At 64.5% G+C, this 19,035-nt stretch carries 21 protein-coding genes; 9 read left to right on the forward strand and 12 right to left on the reverse strand.

What is annotated here, in order from left to right:
- Positions 1 to 375 precede the first annotated feature (375 nt).
- From CK224_RS28385 to CK224_RS28400, 4 genes are all read right to left on the reverse strand, one after another.
- The gene (locus CK224_RS28385) at positions 376 to 987 is read right to left on the reverse strand and encodes a LysE family translocator (protein WP_095784083.1); all 612 of its coding nucleotides are present in this window, start codon (positions 985 to 987) and stop codon (positions 376 to 378) included.
- Positions 988 to 1,152: 165 nt separating this feature from the next.
- On the reverse strand, positions 1,153 to 1,572 hold the full coding sequence (locus tag CK224_RS28390; RefSeq protein ID WP_082980649.1) for a YkgJ family cysteine cluster protein: 420 nt from the start codon (positions 1,570 to 1,572) through the stop codon (positions 1,153 to 1,155).
- Positions 1,573 to 1,768: 196 nt separating this feature from the next.
- Positions 1,769 to 2,551 (reverse strand): SRPBCC domain-containing protein, encoded by a 783-nt coding sequence (locus CK224_RS28395; RefSeq protein ID WP_245426290.1) that lies wholly within the window; start codon positions 2,549 to 2,551, stop codon positions 1,769 to 1,771.
- On the reverse strand, positions 2,548 to 2,868 hold the full coding sequence (locus CK224_RS28400) for a metalloregulator ArsR/SmtB family transcription factor (RefSeq protein WP_095784085.1): 321 nt from the start codon (positions 2,866 to 2,868) through the stop codon (positions 2,548 to 2,550). Before CK224_RS28400 ends, CK224_RS28395 begins: the two co-directional genes overlap by 4 nt.
- Before the next feature lie 141 nt (positions 2,869 to 3,009).
- On the opposite strand from CK224_RS28400, the gene CK224_RS28405 reads away from it, so the two are divergent.
- Together CK224_RS28405 and CK224_RS28410 are read left to right on the forward strand one after the other, a co-directional pair.
- Positions 3,010 to 3,189, forward strand: coding sequence for a CsbD family protein (locus CK224_RS28405; protein ID WP_082953881.1), 180 nt, complete (start codon positions 3,010 to 3,012; stop codon positions 3,187 to 3,189).
- A gap of 148 nt (positions 3,190 to 3,337) precedes the next feature.
- Complete coding sequence (locus CK224_RS28410; RefSeq protein WP_095784086.1) at positions 3,338 to 3,517, forward strand: CsbD family protein; 180 nt, start codon at positions 3,338 to 3,340, stop codon at positions 3,515 to 3,517.
- Positions 3,518 to 3,647: 130 nt separating this feature from the next.
- Here CK224_RS28410 and CK224_RS28415 read toward each other — a convergent pair whose 3' ends face one another.
- The gene (locus CK224_RS28415) at positions 3,648 to 4,781 is read right to left on the reverse strand and encodes a metallophosphoesterase (protein ID WP_095784087.1); all 1,134 of its coding nucleotides are present in this window, start codon (positions 4,779 to 4,781) and stop codon (positions 3,648 to 3,650) included.
- 144 nt (positions 4,782 to 4,925) lie between these two features.
- On the opposite strand from CK224_RS28415, the gene CK224_RS28420 reads away from it, so the two are divergent.
- Positions 4,926 to 5,519 (forward strand): hypothetical protein, encoded by a 594-nt coding sequence (locus tag CK224_RS28420; protein ID WP_067001119.1) that lies wholly within the window; start codon positions 4,926 to 4,928, stop codon positions 5,517 to 5,519.
- Between the two features lie 45 nt (positions 5,520 to 5,564).
- Here CK224_RS28420 and CK224_RS28425 read toward each other — a convergent pair whose 3' ends face one another.
- On the reverse strand, positions 5,565 to 6,224 hold the full coding sequence (locus CK224_RS28425) for a TetR/AcrR family transcriptional regulator (RefSeq protein ID WP_095784088.1): 660 nt from the start codon (positions 6,222 to 6,224) through the stop codon (positions 5,565 to 5,567).
- Between the two features lie 99 nt (positions 6,225 to 6,323).
- Here CK224_RS28425 and CK224_RS28430 point away from each other — a divergent pair, with 99 nt between their 5' ends.
- Positions 6,324 to 7,082, forward strand: a complete 759-nt coding sequence (locus CK224_RS28430; protein ID WP_095784089.1) for an NIPSNAP family protein — start codon at positions 6,324 to 6,326, stop codon at positions 7,080 to 7,082.
- Here the strand turns inward: CK224_RS28430 and CK224_RS28435 are convergent, their stop codons facing one another.
- Together CK224_RS28435 and choX are read right to left on the reverse strand one after the other, a co-directional pair.
- Positions 7,083 to 7,919, reverse strand: coding sequence for an alpha/beta hydrolase (locus tag CK224_RS28435; protein ID WP_095784090.1), 837 nt, complete (start codon positions 7,917 to 7,919; stop codon positions 7,083 to 7,085).
- Positions 7,916 to 8,854, reverse strand: a complete 939-nt coding sequence (choX, locus tag CK224_RS28440) for a choline ABC transporter substrate-binding protein (protein ID WP_095784091.1) — start codon at positions 8,852 to 8,854, stop codon at positions 7,916 to 7,918. Before choX ends, CK224_RS28435 begins: the two co-directional genes overlap by 4 nt.
- A 108-nt stretch (positions 8,855 to 8,962) precedes the next feature.
- On the opposite strand from choX, the gene betI reads away from it, so the two are divergent.
- Complete coding sequence (gene betI, locus CK224_RS28445; RefSeq protein WP_095784131.1) at positions 8,963 to 9,574, forward strand: transcriptional regulator BetI; 612 nt, start codon at positions 8,963 to 8,965, stop codon at positions 9,572 to 9,574.
- Positions 9,575 to 9,585: 11 nt separating this feature from the next.
- On the opposite strand, the gene CK224_RS28450 is transcribed toward betI, so the two are convergent.
- The gene (locus CK224_RS28450; protein WP_245426292.1) at positions 9,586 to 10,539 is read right to left on the reverse strand and encodes a LysR family transcriptional regulator; all 954 of its coding nucleotides are present in this window, start codon (positions 10,537 to 10,539) and stop codon (positions 9,586 to 9,588) included.
- Positions 10,540 to 10,650: 111 nt separating this feature from the next.
- Between CK224_RS28450 and CK224_RS28455 the strand changes: the two genes are divergently transcribed.
- From CK224_RS28455 to CK224_RS28470, 4 genes are all read left to right on the forward strand, one after another.
- Positions 10,651 to 11,133, forward strand: coding sequence for a cupin domain-containing protein (locus tag CK224_RS28455; protein ID WP_095784093.1), 483 nt, complete (start codon positions 10,651 to 10,653; stop codon positions 11,131 to 11,133).
- 134 nt (positions 11,134 to 11,267) lie between these two features.
- Positions 11,268 to 12,665 carry a class II fumarate hydratase gene (gene fumC, locus CK224_RS28460; protein WP_095784094.1) on the forward strand — a complete coding sequence of 466 codons (1,398 nt, stop codon included), beginning with the start codon at positions 11,268 to 11,270 and terminating at the stop codon, positions 12,663 to 12,665.
- Positions 12,666 to 12,958: 293 nt separating this feature from the next.
- A complete protein-coding gene (locus CK224_RS28465; protein ID WP_067001137.1) occupies positions 12,959 to 13,381 on the forward strand; it encodes a DoxX family protein in 423 nt (140 codons plus the stop codon).
- A gap of 131 nt (positions 13,382 to 13,512) precedes the next feature.
- Positions 13,513 to 13,935 (forward strand): DoxX family protein, encoded by a 423-nt coding sequence (locus CK224_RS28470; RefSeq protein ID WP_095784095.1) that lies wholly within the window; start codon positions 13,513 to 13,515, stop codon positions 13,933 to 13,935.
- 19 nt (positions 13,936 to 13,954) lie between these two features.
- Here CK224_RS28470 and CK224_RS28475 read toward each other — a convergent pair whose 3' ends face one another.
- The 3 genes from CK224_RS28475 to CK224_RS28485 form a co-directional block, all read right to left on the reverse strand.
- The gene (locus tag CK224_RS28475) at positions 13,955 to 15,022 is read right to left on the reverse strand and encodes a serine hydrolase (RefSeq protein WP_095784096.1); all 1,068 of its coding nucleotides are present in this window, start codon (positions 15,020 to 15,022) and stop codon (positions 13,955 to 13,957) included.
- Positions 15,023 to 15,095: 73 nt separating this feature from the next.
- The gene (ppx, locus tag CK224_RS28480) at positions 15,096 to 16,631 is read right to left on the reverse strand and encodes an exopolyphosphatase (protein WP_095784097.1); all 1,536 of its coding nucleotides are present in this window, start codon (positions 16,629 to 16,631) and stop codon (positions 15,096 to 15,098) included.
- On the reverse strand, positions 16,628 to 18,823 hold the full coding sequence (locus CK224_RS28485; protein ID WP_095784098.1) for an RNA degradosome polyphosphate kinase: 2,196 nt from the start codon (positions 18,821 to 18,823) through the stop codon (positions 16,628 to 16,630). Before CK224_RS28485 ends, ppx begins: the two co-directional genes overlap by 4 nt.
- Between the last annotated feature and the right edge of the window lie 212 nt (positions 18,824 to 19,035).

Genomic DNA, 19,035 nt, shown 5'->3' on the forward strand with positions numbered 1-19,035 from the left:
GTCCGGTCCCATAGCGAATATGGAAAGGGCGGCAGACATGTCGCCCTTTTTGTTTTGGCATGCGGGCAGCCGGTCCAAAGGCGGGCTTCTATACTGTTGCGATTGGCGAAGGCCTGCGCAACAGCCGATCTCCCCTTTTGAGGGGGAGATGCCCGGCAGGGCAGAGGGGGTCGCCGCGCGTAAGGCGCCGGCGACGCCTCCCGTGCAACGAAGGCGCTGGCGCTCCAACGCGCGGCGACCCCCTCTGTCGCCTTCGGCGACATCTCCCCCTCAAGGAGGGAGATCAGCAGCGCCAGCGCTCGGCCATCCCTGCGTCAACCCGATCCGCGTCGCGGACGGGCGATAGTCGAGGCGATGGGCTATATCACGGTTCGCTTACCGATCCGCCAGCGCCAGCTTGGCCCCCAGCATGACGAAGGCGCCGGCGAAGGTGCGGCGCATCCAGGTCAGCACCATCGGCCGCGACACGACATGGCTGCGCACCGAAGCCGCGAACACGCCGTAGACGACGAAGACAAGGAAGGTCATCAGCATGAAGACGCCGGACAGCTCCAGCATCTTGGCGAAAGCGTGCGGCTCGGTGGTGCTGACGAATTGCGGCAGGAAGGCGAAGAAGAAGATCGACAGTTTTGGGTTCAAGATGTTGATCAGGATGCCGGAGGTGATCACCTTTCGGGCAGAGCGTGGCGCGACGTTCTTATCGAGAGCAAGACCGCCCTTCTCCTTCAGCGTGTTCCAGGCCATGTAGAGCAGATAGGCGACGCCGAGATATTTCAGCGTCTCGAAGGCGACGGCGCTTGTGTGCAGCACCGCGGCAAGGCCGGTGATGGCCGCCGCCATGTGCGGGATGATGCCCAGCGTGCAGCCGAAAGCGGCGATGATCGCGGCGCGAGCGCCGCGCGAGAGGCCGGCGCTCAGCGTGTAGAGAACGCCGGTGCCGGGCGAAGCGACGATAATCAGCGACGTCAACAGGAATTCGATGCTCACAGTTTCCTCCACGGCCCTGCCCGGCGCGGAAGGTATCGGGAGGTCCGAGTGTGGGCAAGCGGGGGAGAGAGTAATCTCCCCCTTATGGTCACCTTGCGGTGAGATGTCGCCGAAGGCGACAGAGGGGGCTCGCCTCGTGTAGAGCGCGGCCTTTTCCCGACGCGATCACGTTGGCGATTTATGTGAGACGACCCCCTCTGACCGCTTCGCGGCCATCTCCCCCTCGAGGGGGGAGATAACGCTCTCCACCGCCAGCCCATGGGCGGCCCTTGCCATCAGGCAGTCGTCGCCGCCGGGCATGCAGGCGCGGCAGACATGCGGGCGGGCTTCGTAAATCGCGCAGGCCGTCTGCTTGCCCACCTCGCCGCGAAGCGCGGCGCAGCGGCCGTCCTCGCAGCGCATGCCTGACAGGTCGGTCGCGACCAGCTCGTCGGGGATGCGGTCGAGCTCGGCATCCTCTTCGGTCGAAAAGCGCGGCCAGTCCGCCGAATAGGCGCAGCAGGCGCCGCAGCTCTGACAGTCGAAGGCGGCTGATGCGTCAAGCAGGGTCGGGCAGGGTCGGTCGTGCGGCAAGGCTATCCTCATGCTGGCAAGTGCCTTTAGCACGGAGCCGGGAAATGCGTCGCATCCGGCCGAGCAAAAAATTTTGTTTTGCCGGGAACCCTTTTGCCGGCTGGCGGTTTTGTCCCTGTTGTCGGCAGTTCACGAGTATCGAGAAAAGCTGATAACAAAAGACGCCTCCCGCGCCCTGAAAAAGCGCGAGAGGCGTTTTCCATTCGCCTTACATGATCGTGCTCATCATCGGCAGGATTTCATAGCGGAAGCCGCGGCCGGAACGCGCCACCGGGTCGCCTTCGGTAACCGCCCTGGCGTCGGCTTCCGTGCCGACCTGCAGGATCAGAAGCCCCCACGGTCCGGCTGGATCGGCGACTGGGCCGGCAATCATCATTCTGCCTTCACGAAGCAGACCGCGCAGATAGTCGGCATGCGCATTCATCAGCGCGCGCTCCTCCTCAGTCAGGGTGAAGGCGAAATCCGGACGCGGCGGGATCAGCCGGCAATGGAAGACCGAAGCCGACCTGGCATCGGTCTCCTTGGCAAGGAATTCGTCCAACCAGCCCAGCACGCGCTCCCAACCGGAACCGTGATCGCGGCAGGAGTCCCGTCGCGATCCGAAGCCGTCATGGCGCAGCGTCAGCCGGGTGCCGTTCTCGACGGCTTCGAGCGTATAGGTGACGGTGGTGAGGTTATCGCCGTCCCAGGGCGCCTTCCAGGTCATCACCAGACGATGCGGCGGCTCGACCTCGAGATACTCGCCGGCGACATGGAAGTCCTGCCCGTCCGCACCCTTGCCTTCCGAGCGCCAGGCGCCGCCCGGCCGGACATCGGCCGTGTGCTTCGTCGTCCGGTACATGTTGTCGGCGCCCCACCAGAGCGGGATCTGGTCCTCAGCGGTAATGGCGCGGAAGACGCGCTCCGGCGGCACGGCGATCGTCACCGTGGCAAGAATGGTACCGGCGGAAATGTCGGCGATCGCGCGGGGCTTGTCTTGGCTGGCCATCATTCATTCTCCAGGTAGGATTTGAGATTGCCGAGGCTGTGCTGCCAGAAGTCGCGGTAAGGCAGGATCCAGTCGGCGACATCCTTCAATTCCGCCGGCTCCAGCCGGTAGACGCGCTCGCGGCCGTGCCGCTGCTCGGAAACGACGTTGAGCTCGCGCAGTATCCTCAGATGCTTGGAAATCGCCGGCCGACTCTGCGAGAAGGCGGACGCCAGTTCGTTGACCGGCGCGGGGCCCTGCCGCAGCCGGTCGAGGATGGCGCGCCGCGTCGGATCGGCGATGGCGCGGAAGACGGAACGGTCGTGCTCAGCCTGCGGCATAATGCGTATCCATTTGGTTACATATTATGCCGAATTCGGTCGCCGGTCAATTATCCTCGACCGGTGTGCTTTGGCGCAACGGAACCGCGAAGCACTCCGGCCCGTTTCTCCTCGCGAATTGGATCTCCGGGAGATGCGGAGATGGTGAACATGGACCAAATAGTGGGCTTGGCGAAGCAGATCAAAGGTTCGATCCGGCAAGCCATAGGCAAGGCCACCGGCAACCGGCCGATGGAAATCAGGGGCATGGCGGACAAGTCGGCAGGCCAGGTGCAGAAGGCCTGTGGCGACATGAAAGCCATGCTCAAAAAGGCGATGTGACCAGCAGGCCCCGCGGTCAGATCTGAAACGCCCGGCACGGGCTGCCTGTCATGCCCAGGCTGCACGGAACTCAAGCATTGCCCGTTCGTTGTCATGCCGGATGCGGTTGGCGCATCCCGCTCCTATTCCAGGCCCAGGAGATGCGGATATGGTGAACAGGCATCAAGTTGCCGGCATCGCCAAGCAGGTAAAAGGCAGGCTGAAGCAGGCGGCCGGCAAGGCCACCGGCAGCCGGCGCCTGCAGGTGGAAGGCATGTCCGAAAGAATTGCCGGCAGGGTTCGCAAGGCCTATGGCGACGTGAAGGACAAGGCTCGCAAGGCGCTCTGACCCATAGCCGCGAGGGCAATGGCCGACCCGCGCGCCGGCCTGCTCGTCGTTTGAGCGTCGACCGCGCCAAGACCGCAGAACAGCTCGAACAACGGGCCTGGCGCAACTCTACCTGGCGCGCTTTCTCCGTTCAGGTGGCCCAGCTTTTGGCGAAGGCGTTGGTGAAGACGACCTCGCCATGGTCGCCGGCCGCCTCACCCAGCACCACGTCCAGGTGGTCATCGGTCACCCGCGCCAGCGCGAAGCCGCCCATGAAAGCCGCCTTCGGCTTGACGAGGTCGAGCCCGTCGCGCCGGTAGATCATCGGCACTGCGTGCTGATGGCCGTGGAAAATGGCGATCACATTATAACCCTTCAGCGTGGCGACAAGCGCCTGGCGGTCGGCGTCGCCCCACCAATGCGGGCGGCCGGCGCCGTCGTCGCCATAGGTGCGCTTCACTGGATCCCAGCGCTCGACCGAGAAGGTGTCCCAACCATAGTGCTGGAAGAGAATCACCGGACGGCCGTCGCCGGCATAGGTCGCCAGATCCTGCTTCAGCCATGGCAGGCTGCCTATCGCGTCATGGCCGGTGTCGCCGGCGAAGCGATGCGTCTGGACGAGGTGCAGGCCGCCCCAGTCCCAGGAATAGCAGTCGGTGTCGACATCGTAATTGGTCGCCGGCACCGGCGGCTTGAAGAAGACGCCGGGGCGATGGTTGACCTCGACATAGTCGCGCATCTCGCGACGGTACCAGTCGACATGGCGCTTCGGCCCATTCTGGTCGAGGTCGTGATTGCCGAGCCCGACATAGACCGGAACATGCACGCGATCGGGGCCGATGCCTTGCTGGTAGCGCTGGCTGAACTGCAGAAGCTGCGTGCCTTCGCTCGGCTCAGTGATCTGGCCGCCGCCGTCATCGGTGATGTCACCGCCGGTGACGAGGCCGAGCGGCGTGGCGATGCGTGTGCCGGCCGAGCGCAGGCCGGTGGCAGCGCCGCTGATCTCGGCCGGCCACTCTTTGTCGTCGATTGCGTTGAGCACGGCCACATTGCGCAGCAATGCCGCGTCGGTCTTGCCCTCCTGCTCGCAATGCGGGCTGAGCCCGGTCGCCATGCGGCAGGCATGGATATCGGCGATGAACAGGAAGGTGGCGTCAATCGGCTGGATAGGCTGGCCGGTCTGGGCGAAGCTGGTGTCCGGCAGGGCGCAGGTCGCGGCAAGGCCGGCCGCCCGGGCCAGGAGATCGCGCCGGGACAAGAATGCTGAGGATCGGCGATTCATCATCGCGCCATTGGAACATTTTCACTGCCGGATCGTCCAGATTGGCGGCTCTTTTCAAGCATTGGTTGAATTCGTGAAGGGCACTTGGGTCGACAGCGCAGAGAGGGTCTGTCATTCCTTCCAGAACACATTTCCAGGGGAGAAGGCATGAAACCCGTGACGACCTGTGTGGCCCTCGCCATGCTTGCCCTCGCCGGCACCGCCGAGGCGGCCGACTGTGTGGACGCCAAATCCGCCAAGGCCGGCTTCGTGCTGGAGAAGCCCGGCATCCGTAGCGAGTTCCGGCCGGCGCCGGGCGGCATGGTCGCGGTCGCCAACAACTACCAGTCGCAATCGCCGCAGACGCAATATCTCTACGCCGGGCTGATCGAGATTTTCCGCGATAGCGACACGGGCCGGCTGTCAATGATCCCGCTCGGCGACCTCAAAAAGCTCTTCCCGCTGAAGGCCGGTGCCAAGAGCAAGACCGAGTTCGTGCGGCTTTCGGCGAAGAAGGCGCCGAAGGGCACCGAAACACTGGCTTTGAGCGTCAAGGGCAAGGACACCTACAAGCTGGGCGACTGCAAATACACGGTGCTGACGGTGAAAGAGACGCTGACCGGCGATTCCGGCACGGTGATCGACAGCTTCACCGCGCTCTATTCGCCCGACCTGCAAGCGGTGCTGGCGCGGCGCTACGACGAGGGGACGAGCGCGCAGAGCGAAGTGGGGTTCGAGACGATCAAGCCGCTGAGGGAGTGAAGGCTGCCTTTCAATCAGGGACTTAAGATGATCCTCATACCGGCATCAGCGGATTGCCTGCTGCCGCACCACCCTGCGGCGTCGTCTGGCGGGCGAACCGTTCTGTGATGGCGGGGGCTCGACCCGCTCCAAACCCTCCAGGCACTGCCGCAACACACCGGCATCCTGCTCGGCCTTGGCCATCGACATGGCGCCGGAGTAAGCCGCCACCGTCAGCGCGGCAAAGCGGTCGGGATCGGTCCCACCTTCCAGGCCGGCCTCCTGATCGGCGCGCACCTTGTCGGAGATCGCCCGCCGCCAGCCGGCGAAGATATCGGCCAACGCAATACGGAAATCGGGATCGGCGAGCGACAGCTCATGCGCCAGATTGTTGAGCGGGCAGCCGCGCACATAGCCCTGCTGCTCGAGCGCGGCCGCTACCGCCTCAAACACGGCGCGCACGCCGTTGCGCGCCGAAGGCGCCGCCCGCACCGGCTCGATCCAGGTCTCCTCAACCGCGGCCGCCACCCGCTCCTCGATCACCGCCAGCGCCAGCGCCTTCTTGGTCGGGAAATGATGGTGCAGCGCGCCGCCGGTGACGCCGGCCGCCGCCATCAGGTCGCCGAGGCTCGAGGCGTGATAGCCGCGCGCCTGGAAGCAATCTTCCGCCACGTCGAGCACGCGCCGCCGCATGCCCTGCGGATCGTTAATCCGCTTCTTGCGCATCGCCACCTCCACCTTTCCCCTGGAAAGTATCAGATTGACAAAACAGGACAACCGGTCTGTTTATAAACAGGATGAACACCCTGTTTTGAGAGTCCAGCCATGAACAGACCTTCCCGCCTTGCGTCGCCGATCATGGAGCTCAGGCAATACACATTGAAACCCGGCCAGCGCGAAACGCTTATCGCGCTGTTCGACCGGGAGTTCATCGAGAGCCAGGAAGCCGCGGGCATGACCATCATCGGCCAATTCCGCGACCTCGACCGCCCCGACATGTTCGTCTGGCTGCGCGGCTTCGCCGACATGGAGGCCAGGAGAAAAGCGCTCACCGCCTTCTATGACGGCCCGGTGTGGGCCGAGCATCGCGACGCCGCCAATGCGACGATGATCGATTCCGACGACGTGCTGTTGCTCAAGCCCGCGTGGCCGGATGCGGGCTTCGACCTGTCGGGGCCGAAACGGCGTACAGCCAGCCAAGCCGAAAACGGAAGCCGAGAGCCTCACTTAGACGGCATTGTTGAGATTTCGATTCATCATTTGCGCCGGGGCATGGAAGCTGACTTCGCCGAGCGCGTCCAAGCGGAAATGGTTCCGCAGCTGACGGCGAGCGGTGGCCGGCTGCTCGGCGCCTTCGACAGCGAGCATGCCGAAAACACCTTTCCGCGGCTGCCGGTGCGAGCCGGCGAAAATGTCGTCATCGTCGTCGTTGGTTTCGACGATGGCGACGCCTATGCGAAGTATCGGAACGCCCTCGGCGCTTCCCCGGCATGGCAGGCGGTTCGCCAAACCATGCAGGCTGCTTCGATGAAGCCGGCAGAGACGTTGCGCCTCACGCCGACGGCCCGATCGCTGTTGCGATAGTCACTCGGCTGGCAGCATGTCGGCTATTGCCTTGGCGACGAAGGCCGGGTCTTCCCAATGCGGATTGTGGCCGCAGTCCTGCGCCCAGACGAGACGTGATCCGGGAAGCGCCTCGGCCAAAGCCTCCTGGTGCGCTTGGCCGAAGAGCGGATCGCGCCCGCCGGCAATGATCAACGTCCGAACCCGCACGGCCGGCGCCGCCGCGGTCAGATCCGTGCGGCGGATTTCTTCGAGAATGGCGCGCCAGCGCGCCGCCGGCATCGCCGACGCGTCCGCCGCCAGGCCGGCAAGAAGGGCCCGCGGCACGCCGGACCCGCAGGCGTGCCACCAATCGTAGAACGGATCGGTCGGCGAGATCGGGTCGCGCAGTTCCGCCACGCCGGCAACCAATGGATGGTCCGGCGCGAAATCTGTCTTCAGCGCCCCGGCCAGGACGACCAGCCCGCCGACCAGTTCGGGATGCCGCGCGGCCACCTGCATGGCGACCATGCCACCCAGCGAATGGCCGAGAACGACCGGCCGGGCGAGCCGCAGGTTGCGGATCAGCCCGGCGACATCGTCGGCGAAATCGGCGATGCCAAAGCCCCTGCCCGCCTGTGAGGCGCCATGGCCGCGCAGGTCCGGCATGATCAGCCGCCGCGCGGAAAGATGCGGCGCCAGCAACGAGAAACTGCGGCTGGTGTCGGTGAAGCCGTGCACCAGGACGAGCGGCGGTTCCGAGCCGGCGACCTCGACATAGGCGAGGTCGAGGCCACCGACATCGACGAATCGCTTGCGGCCGGCCCAGGCGTCCTGCTCGCCCCCCTGTCCCGACAGATCCAATGCCGCGGGCCTCACAGTCCAAGCTTTTCCTTGACCGCGGCGAGGCCGGGCTTGCCGTCGAAGGTGGTGACGCCGGCAAGCCAAGCGTCGACACGATCCTTGTTGAGCGTGATCGACTTAAGCGCCGCTTCCTCCGGCTTCATGCCGTCATTGATGAGGTAGCCCATGCCGACATTTTCCAGATCGATGTCGAAGGCAAGGTTCTTCAGGAACTGCGCCACGTTCGGGCACTCCTGCAGGAATCCCTTGCGCACCTGGGTCGTCACCGTCGCGGCGCCGAAATTCGGGCCGAAGAACTTGTCGCCGCCGGTCAGATACTTGAAGTCGTACATCGTGTTCATCGGATGGGGCGCCCAGCCCTGGAAGACGATGAACTGCTTCTCCTTGATCTCGTAGCCGACCTCCGAGAGCATGCCGGCTTCGCTCGATTCGACCACCTGCCAGCCGTCGAGCTGGAACTGAGGATCGGCGATGGCATCCATCATCAGCTGGTTCGAGCCGGGCTCGATGCCGTACATCTTCTTCCCGAACTTGTCGGCGAATTTGTGCAGGTCGGAGAGATCCTTGACGCCGGCTTCCCAGACATAGGTCGGCACGGCGAAGGTGTATTTGGCGCCGACCAGATTGACCCGCACATTCTCGATCGAGCCGTCCTTCCTGTAAGGCTCGTAATAAGTGACCATCGCCGGATCCCAGTAGCCGAGGAACAGGTCGAGGTCTTTGTTCTTCATGCCTTCGTAGATGACGTTGATGCCAAGCACGTCGCTCTGCGGCTCATAGCCGAGCGCCTGGAGCAGGACCTTGGCCACGCCCGTCGTGAAGGCGAGATCGTTCCAGCCGGGCTCGGCCATTCGCACCACCCTGCATTCCTCCGCCTCGGCCGCCTGAACGGTTTGAGCGGCCACCATCAAGGCAGCGAGACAGACGCCATTCGCAAGCAAGCGCACCATTCCGGTTCTCCTCTGTTGACCATTTGGTCATGTTATTGTCCCAGTGGTCAATGATTGATCTGAGCGGGCGAAAATGTCAACGTGGATTCGCAAACATGGATCGATCCGGTGAAGCTCACACGTCTCAGCGACATACGCCGCAAGGAGTTGCGGCAAGCGGCCTTTGCGGTGCTCGAGCGCGAGGGCATTGCCGGCGCCACCTTGGAAAAGGTCGCGGCCCAGGCCGGCGCCTCGAAGGGCATCGTGCTGCACTATTTCCGCAACAAGCAGGAATTGTTCGAGCACGCGATGCGCGAAGCCAATGCCGTGCTGTGCAACGCGGTGGTGGCGCGGCTCAGGGGCGCGCGGACGCCGATGGAGCGGCTGGACGCGGTGATCGAGGGCAATTTCGAGGAGCACCTCTTCCTGCCGCCGCTCTGCCACGCCTGGCTGTCGCTGTGCGCCGAGGTGCCGCGCGACGAGAAGCTGGCGCGCATCCAGCGAGTGATCCACGCGCGCATGCGCTCGAACCTGTTGTCCGGCCTGCGCGGCCTCGCATCGCCGGAGTTGGCCGCGGAGATCGTACTCGGCGTCACCGCTCTGATCGACGGGCTGTGGCTCAGGCTTGGCCTGCAGCCGGGCAGCGTGTCGCGCGCGCAGGCGGTCCGCCAGGTCAAGGACTATGTCGCGGGGCGGCTCGCGCTGCGCCAGCCCGGGGCCATCGGCCTGGCGGCCGGATAACAGAGTGAGATCTACTCCCCGATCTCATCCTCCAGGTTGCGGAAACCGAGCGCCTCGACCTCCACCAGGATCTGCTCGCGGATCCAGCGATGCGGCGCCTCGTCGTCATGGCGGGCGTGCCAGTACATCCTGACCGCCGGCGAGGGAATCGAGATCGGCGCCCGGTAGATGCCGAGCGGCAAGGATTTCGCCGCCACCGCCGCGAACTGCATTGGAACGGCCGCCAGATAGGGTCCGCTCGCCACGGCCAGCGCGACGGCCTGGAAATGCGGCAAGGCAAGCGTGACCCGGCGCGTTCGGCCCATCCTGCCCAGCGCGTCATCGGTGAAGCCCGACATCGAGCCGTCGATGGAGCGCAGCGCGTGCGGCAGTTCGCAGAAGAGATCGAGCGGCACCTGCTCGCCTTCGGCAATGCCGGCCCGATTGAGCGCTGCATTGCCCTTCGCCGCGATGACGGCGAAGGGCGAGCCGAACAGCGGCAGGCTGGAAACCCATTCGGCGACTTCCAAGGGACGCTCCAGCGCCACGTCGATTTGGTCTTCCTGCAACAGTTTCGAGACGTCGCCGATGGCGCTGTCCAGGAAGCGGAACGACACTGATGGCGCCACCGCCGCGATGCGCGCGGCAAAGGGCGGCATCAGGAGCATGGAAAAGAAATCCGCGCCCATGAAGGTGAAGGTCCGCTCCAGCCTGGCCGGATCGAAGTCCTTCGCCGGCTGGAAAGCACGCTCGATCTCGCGCAGCGCGGCACGCACAGGCCCGGCCAGGCTTTCGGCGCGTGGCGTCGGCACCATGTCGTTGCCGCGCCGCACGAAGAGCTGGTCGTTGAGCGTATGCCGCAGGCGGTTGAGCGCGGCACTCACCGCAGGCTGGCTGAGGCCGATCTGCTCGCCGGCGCGCGTCACGCTTTTCTCGCGCAAAAGCGCGTCGAGCACCCTCACCAGGTTGAGATCGAGCGCGTTCAAATTGATCGCATCAATTCAGCCCATATGATCATTCGATTTCCATCGCCGACGCGTCGCTGGTTAGTTCGCCGTCGACGCCGCTTCGCCGGCCCAACACAAAGCAGAGACACCATGACAATGATCAACCGGACCATCGCAGGCAAGGAACTCCTTTGGTTCAACAACACGCTCGTCGCCATCCAGGTCTCTTCGGCCGACGGAGAGGACGGCATCTGCGCCATCGAGCATCGCCTGCCCTATGGCGATTCCCCGCCGCTGCATATGCACCGCAACGAAGACGAGGTATTTCACATCCTCGAAGGACAAATGCGTTTCCAGATCAACGGCCATGAGCGGGTCGTGGGCGCGGGCGAAACCGTCATCGCGCCGAAAGGCCTGCCGCATACATACAGGGTCGAATCTCCGCAAGGCGCGCATGCGCTCACCGTCACGCGCGGCTCGGATTTCGAGACGATGGTGCGCCTGGCGAGCCGCCCCGCCGAACGGCCGGACCTGCCGCAGCCGGGGGCGCCGACGCCTGAGATGATGGCGACGCTGACGAGACTCTGCGCCGAGAACGGCATCGACATTGTTGGACCGCCGATGGAGGGCTGATCTCGCCCACAAGGAGGGGGAGATCGGCAGCTCCCCTTCAACCGATTTGCATCTTCCTCGCCCGCAATCTCCGCTTGAAGGCTTTTGTGCAACGCGATACGCCCTTGCGCAAATCGACAGACCGGAGATTTCCCGTGAGCGCTGAGAAGACCAGAACCGAAACCGATACATTCGGTCCCATCGAGGTCGCGGCCGACCGCTACTGGGGCGCGCAGGCGCAGCGTTCGCTCGGCAATTTCAAGATCGGTTGGGAAAAGCAGCCGGCCTCGATCGTGCGCGCGCTGGGCATCGTCAAGCGCGCCGCGGCCGAAGTGAACATGGAGATGAAACGGCTGGATCCAGCCATCGGCAAGGCAATCGTGGACGCCGCGCAGGAAGTGATCGACGGCAAGCTCGACGACCATTTCCCGCTCGTGGTCTGGCAGACCGGTTCGGGCACGCAGTCCAACATGAATGCCAATGAAGTGATCTCCAACCGGGCCATCGAGATGCTCGGCGGCGTGATGGGCTCGAAGAAGCCCGTGCACCCGAATGACCACGTCAATATGAGCCAGTCGTCGAACGACACCTATCCGACGGCCATGCATGTCGCCTGCGCCGAGCGGGTCGCGCATCACCTGATCCCGGCGCTACACCATTTGCACAAAGCGCTCGACGCCAAGGCCCGCGCCTTCAACCACATCATCAAGATCGGCCGCACCCACACGCAGGACGCCACACCCCTTACGCTCGGCCAGGAATTCTCCGGCTACGCCGCGCAGGTGGCGTCGTCGATCAAGCGCATCGAGCAGACGCTGCCCGGCCTGCAGGAACTGGCGCAGGGCGGCACCGCGGTCGGCACCGGGCTCAACGCGCCGGTTGGCTTTGCGGAAAAGGTGGCGGACCGGATCGCTGCCATCACCGGCATCGCCTTCGTGACGGCGCCGAACAAGTTCGAGGCGCTCGCAGCACACGATTCCATGGTGTTCTCGCACGGCGCGATCAACGCGGCGGCGGCGGCGCTGTTCAAGATCGCCAACGACATCCGCCTGCTCGGTTCAGGCCCGCGCTCGGGCCTCGGCGAGCTGTCGCTGCCGGAGAACGAGCCGGGCTCGTCGATCATGCCGGGCAAGGTCAACCCGACGCAGTGCGAGGCGCTGACGCAGGTCTGCGTGCAGGTGTTCGGCAACAATGCCGCGCTAACCTTCGCCGGCAGCCAGGGCCATTTCGAGCTCAACGTCTACAACCCGCTGATGGCCTATAATTTCCTGCAGTCGGTGCAGCTGCTTGCCGACGCTTCCGTATCCTTCACCGACAATTGCGTCGTCGGCATCGAGGCGCGGGAAGACAACATCAAGGCGGCGCTGGAGCGCTCGCTGATGCTGGTGACGGCGCTCGCCCCCACCATCGGCTACGACAACGCCGCCAAGATCGCCAAGACCGCGCACAAGAACGGCACCACGCTGCGCGAGGAAGCCTTGGCCACCGGGCTGGTCAGCGAGGCCGACTACGACCGGCTGGTGCGGCCCGAGGACATGACGCATCCGGGGTAGTTCTCGCGGCGCGGACAGGCCAAAGGGGTCGTCGTTCCAGGGCGAAGACGACCCGATCGGGCGTTTCGGCTAGTCCCCGAGGTCTGCGACTGCAACCCCCAACCGATAGTTTGGCTATTTTGCGGGGGCACAATTTACTCGTTAATCCCAATCCGCCGACACGATTTTCGCGCGCGTCCGCCGGTCACCGAAACATACTGCCTGTGAACAATGTGTCGCCGCATCGGCGGCTTTGGTGAACAGTCTTCGTCGTCTATCTGACTGGGCATTCAACACGATTCGGAGACTCGCCAATGTCCATCAACACTTCCGCCGCCGGTACCAGCATCGCGTCCAACAGTGCCACCACCATCCTGCTCGGCCGTATCCTGCTCGCCGTAATCTTCCTGCTTTCCGGCTTCGGCAAGCTTACCGCCATTTCCGGCACCGCCGGCTATTTCGGCGCCCTCGGCCTGCCGCTTCCGACCGTGACGGCCGTCGTGGTCGGCCTCATCGAGCTGCTCGGCGGCCTTGCCATTCTTGTCGGGTTCCAGACGCGGATCGCCGCCTGGTTGCTCGCCATCTTCACGATCGCTACCGGCCTGGTTGCTCACACCGGCTGGGCCGACCAGATGCAGATGATCCAGTTTCTCAAGAACCTCGCCATCACCGGCGGCTTCATCCTGCTCGCCTCCTCCGGCGCCGGCGCCTATTCGATCGACGCCAAGCGCGGCTGATCTCCTTCCCCTCCCAAGCTGAAACTTTGGCGGCGCGGAATTTTCCGCGCCGCTTTTTCGTTTTCTCGAGTGCAGGCGTACACTGCACCGAGAGCCGGTGCATTCCCGGGTACCGGCAAGGGAGGTGGGCCATGAACCGCAACGCGTTGCTTCTCGCCTCGCGGCTCCTGCTTGCCGCGCTGTTCGTGCCCTCGGGCTTCCAGGTGCTGACCAATATATCCGGCACGATCAATTATTTCACCGGCCTCGGCCTGCCGCTACCAACCTTGGCCGCCTGGGGCACCGGCCTGTTCGAGCTGATCGCCGGACTTTTGATTCTTGTCGGTTTTCAGACGCGGATCGCGGCGCTGCTGCTTGCCGCCTTCACTATCGTCGCCGGCTTCATCGGCCATTTCGGCCAGGGCGGCGAGGATGCGACCCTAGCTTTCATGCACCGGCAGATGCTGATGAAGGACATTGCCATTGCCGGGGGCTTCCTGGCGCTCGCCATGGCCGGCGCCGGCGCATGGTCGGCCGACGGCCGAAGCTTCGGTATCGGCGCCGAAGTGACCTGAAGATTTTAGCCTCGGCACTTCAGGCGCGCAGGAAATTGGCCAGAATGATCTCGCGCCAGACGCGCGTCGGCGGCACCCAGTGATCCCATGCATTGTATTTGCCCGAATAGATGACGGCCACGATATCGGCCTCCGGCATCAGCCACAGCCGCTGGCCGCCATTGCCGAAGCCGCCATGCCACGGCTTCGGCGCGCCGAACGCCGGCGCCGGCGCATCGCCTATGAACCACAGCCGGCCGTAGCCGAGGCCGTCCGGTGTCGAGGTGGCGGCCGTGAACGACGCCTCGATCCAGCCTTCCGACACGATTCGTCGCCCATTCCACATGCCCTTGCGCAGCAGCAGCTGGCCGATCTTCAACAGGTCGGGAGCGGTCAGCCTGAGACCGGAGGCGGCCGAGGCAACGCCGTCGGCACCGGCAGACCAGTGAAAGCGGTCGATGCCGAGCGGCGCGAGAAGCGCTTCGCGGGCAAACTCCGGCAGCGACTTTCCGCTGCCGCGTTCGATGATGGTACCAACGAGGGCGACGCTGCCGCCGGAATAAATCCAGCGGCTCCCAGGCTCCGCGACCATGGGACGTTCGAGGATGAAGCGGTAGCGGTCGGGCGCGTTCTCCATCGCGATCTCGCTGTTCTGCGGATCGCTATAGGGACGGTTCTCGTCCCATTCCATGCCGAGCGTCATGGTCAGCGCATGGCCGATCGTGATCTTCGCCCGGGCCTCGTCCGCGGCCAGATCGGGATATTCCGGAAACTGCGCGATAAGCGGCGCCTCCGGCGGCGGCACCAGTCCCTTGTCGACCGCTATTCCGTAAAGCAGGCTGACGATGCTCTTGGTCACCGAACGCAGGTCATGCAGCGTGCCGGCGTCGAAGGCGACATGCCCGAGTGGGCGCCCCCATTCCTGGTCGTCGCCCTGCGCATAATGCTCCAGAAAGATTTTCTCGGAGCGGGCGGCAAGGACGATGTGCAGGTCGCGCAGCAAACCGGACTCGATGCCGGCGAGCAGCTTGTGTCTGATAGCCGGATCGAAGCCGAGCGCTTCGGCTGCAGCGGCGGACGGGAATGACGATGGTTCTGCGATGGTCATGGGATCTTCGCTCCGCGTTTGCCCCACCGTCCCAAAATCCAGCCTTGGGTCGCGCTGACCTCACCGAGGCGCCCTACTTGACCGACACGCTTGGCCCGCCCTCGACCGCCAGCACCAGGCGGCGGTTGGTGATGCGCGCCAGCTGCGCCAGTCGCCCGGCAGGTCGTTCGCCATAGAGGTCGGCAAGCGACGCCGGCAGCACCAGCGCAAGCGCACCGTTGCCGCGGCTTTCCCATTTCAGCCGCGGCATGACCCCGGGCATCGCCGCCGTCAGCAGATAGACGACGCGCATCATCGCCGCCAGCGCGCGGGCGCGCTCGAGCATGCGCGGCGGCGCCAGGGTCTTGATCTCGGGCGCGATCGCATCGTTGAAGATGCCGTCATGGCGATAGGCGTTGGTCAGGGCCAGATAGGCGCGGCCAGGATGGTCGACGCCGATAAAGGACGCATGCGCGATGATGTTGAGCGACTGCCGGCCGCGATATTCGGGATGCGCCCGCCAGCCGATATCGGCAAGCAGGCAGGCGGCGTGGCGGTAGCGCGCCTCATCCACCGTCTCGTCGATGCCGAAGGCCTTGAAAGCCTTGTCCGTCCAGTCGACGAGGTCATGCGCGTGATGGACCGAGCGCGAGCGCAGCAGCGCCAGTTCCTCCGCCGCGGAGATCAGCGGATCGGCCTTCTGCTCGGCGGCGTCGAGCAGCGAATAGAGGAAGCCTTCGCGCACGCCCTGCGCCGAGACGACGATCTTCGAGGGCTGCATTGCCGCCATGATTTCCTGCAGCACGACCGCACCGTAAGGCAGCAGCGAGCGGCGGTTCTTGGAGACGCCTTCGATGCCCTTGACCTTTTCGACCTCGCCCTTGGCCACCTGCCTAAGGAAGTTCAGGGCGCTGTCGGCGGCGATCTCGTAATGATGCATGACGCCGAGCGGGTAGTTGGTCATCTCCATATGCAGCCGGGCGAGGTTTCGCCAGGTTCCGCCGACGGCGTAGAACACCCTGCCCTGCCCACCCTTCAAAAGCTTCGCCCGCGCCAGTTCCTGGCGCGCGATCTTCTGCGCCTGGACGAGAGAGTTCTTCGCCATGTCCTGCAGGCGCAGGCCGCCGAGCGGCAGCGTGATACCGTCGCCGATCGCCTCGCCATTGATGTCGACGAGTTCCAGGCTGCCGCCGCCAAGGTCGCCGGCGATGCCGTTGGCCGGATAGAAACCGGAAATGATGCCGAGCGCCGAATAATGCGCTTCCTGGCGGCCGGAAAGCACGCGGATCTCGGTCTTCAGCACATCCTCGGCGCGGTGGATGAAGTCCGGGCCGTTGACCGCCTCGCGCGCGGCCGCGGTCGCCAGCACATAGATGTGCTCGGCGCCGGCCTGATCCGAAAGCGCGCGAAAACGGCGGAACTCCTCCATCGAGCGCGTCACCGCCTCGGGATCGAGCTTGCCCGTCGAAACGATGCCGCGGCCGAGGCCGGCCAGCATCTTTTCGTTGAACAGCATCGTCGGCGAGCGCGCCAGCCCTTCATAGACGACGAGGCGGATCGAGTTCGATCCGATGTCGATGATCGACAGCGGCCGCCGGTCCTGGAGCCGGCCCTGGGAGACTGAAATCACGCGGCGGCGTTCTTCTTGCGGCGCTTAAACTGTGCAATGCGCCTGGGCGCATGCGATTTCAGCGCGTCACCCCGTCCGGAAAGACTCGGATTGGTCATGAAATATTCCTGCGCGTTGAACGGTTCCTCGCCCTCCTCGAGCGCAGCGCGCCGGGAGGTGCCATCAGCCAATACGTCGAAACTTTGCTGATTGTCCATGATGTTGCCGAGCATGATCTGGCCAAGCACCTGTTCATGCACAGTCGGATTGGTGATCGGCACCAGGGTCTCGACGCGGCGGTCGAGATTGCGCGGCATGATATCGGCCGAGGAGATGTAGACGACCGCTTCGTCGGACGGCAGACCGTGGCCGTTGCCGAAGCAGTAGATGCGGCTGTGCTCAAGGAAGCGGCCGACAATCGACTTCACCCGGATGTTCTCGGAAAGACCCGGCACCTGCGGCCTCAGGCAGCAGATGCCGCGCACGACGAGATCTATCTCGACGCCGGCGCGGCTGGCGTCATAGAGAGCGTCGATGACGGTCGGATCGACGAGCGCGTTCATCTTCATCCAGATACGGGCCGGCCTGCCCTCGAGCGCATGGGCGATCTCCTCGGCGATGTGCCTCAGGATGCGGTCGCGCAGCGTGAACGGCGACACTGCAAGACGCATCTCCTCGGCAGGCTCGGCGTAGCCGGTGATGAAGTTGAAGATCTGCGCGACATCGCGTGCGATCGTCGGGTCGGTGGTGAAGAAGGACAGGTCGGTGTAGATGCGGGCGGTGACCGGATGGTAGTTGCCGGTGCCGAGATGCACGTAATTGCGCAGCCGGCCGTCCTCGCGGCGGACCACCAGCGACATCTTGGCGTGGGTCTTCAACTCCAGGAAGCCGAACACGACCTGGACGCCGGCGCGCTCGAGGTCGCGCGCCCAGCGGATATTGGCCTCTTCATCGAAGCGCGCCTTGAGCTCGACCAGTGCCGTCACCGACTTGCCGGCCTCCGCCGCGTCGATCAATGCCCGCACGATCGGGCTGTCGTTCGATGTGCGGTAGAGGGTCTGCTTGATCGCGACGACTTCCGGATCGGCCGCCGCCTGACGCAGGAACTGCACCACGACGTCGAAGGATTCGTAGGGGTGGTGGACAATGATGTCCTTCTCGCGGATGGCGGCCAGGCAGTCGCCGCCATGCTCGCGGATGCGCTCGGGAAAGCGCGGGTTGTAGGGCGTGAATTTGAGGTCGTCGCGCGGGATGGCGACGATCTCGGAGATCTGGTTGAGCGCCAGCGGCCCGGTGAGCACGCTGATGCGGCTCGACGATACTCCGAGCTCGCCGGCGACGAAGTCGCGCAACTCGGCCGGCATCAGCGTGTCGAATTCGATGCGGATGACGGAGCCGCGGCGGCGGCGCTTCAGCGCCGTCTCGAACAGGCGAACGAGGTCTTCCGACTCCTCCTCCACCTCGATATCGCTGTCGCGGATGATGCGGAACGTGCCCGAGCCCTTGACCTCATATCCAGGGAAAAGCTTGCCGATATAGAGGCCGACCGCTTCTTCCAGCGGGATGAAGCGGACATGATGCTTGCGGTCGGGCAGACGGATGAACCGCCGCAGCGCCACCGGCAAGCGCAAGAGCGCGCTCATCTCCTCGCCGTTCTTGCGGTGGCGCAGCTGCAGCGCCATCGAGAAACCGAGATTGGGGATGAACGGAAATGGGTGCGCCGGGTCGATCGACAGCGGCGTGAGCACCGGGAAAACCTGACCCTGGAAATGCTCCTCCAGCCAGGCCTTCTCGTCCTTGGTCAGGCCGTCGCGGGGGATGCTTTCGATGCCTTCCTTGTTGAGCAGCTCCATCAGGGCCGACAGGCTCTTCTGCTGGTCTTCCTGCAGGCGCTCGACCTCGCGCAGCAATTGCTCCAACTGCTGCTCGGGCGTGCGGCCGTCCGGGCTCTTCAACGCGATGCCCTCGCGCACCTGACCGGCGAGGCCGGCGACGCGCACCATGAAGAACTCGTCGAGATTTGCGGCCGAGATCGACAGGAAGCGAACGCGCTCGAGCAGCGGGTGATGCTCGTTCAGCGATTCCTCGAGCACCCGGCGGTTGAACTGCAGCCAGGAAAACTCGCGGTTGACGAAACGGTCTGGATTGCCGCCGTCCGGGCTCGCCGCCTCGACGGTGATGAACTCGCTCTGCACCGGCTTCAGTTCGTTCATGGTTCCTGCTCTTGGCCACAAGGTCGTTCTATGAGCGCCATACGCCGCCGGACGCGCTATGCACGCTCTAACACGCTTTTATGACGCATGATGTCACGGAATCGCTTCGTTTCCGGCCTCATGCGCTTAACCGGCTCAACTTATCCTCTGCCAGGCTTTTGCGACAGTTTCATTTCATCGATCTTGCAAACCGGCCGGTTATGATCCAGATG

The sequence above is a fragment of the Mesorhizobium sp. WSM3862 genome, assembly GCF_002294985.1.
Lineage (GTDB): Bacteria > Pseudomonadota > Alphaproteobacteria > Rhizobiales > Rhizobiaceae > Mesorhizobium.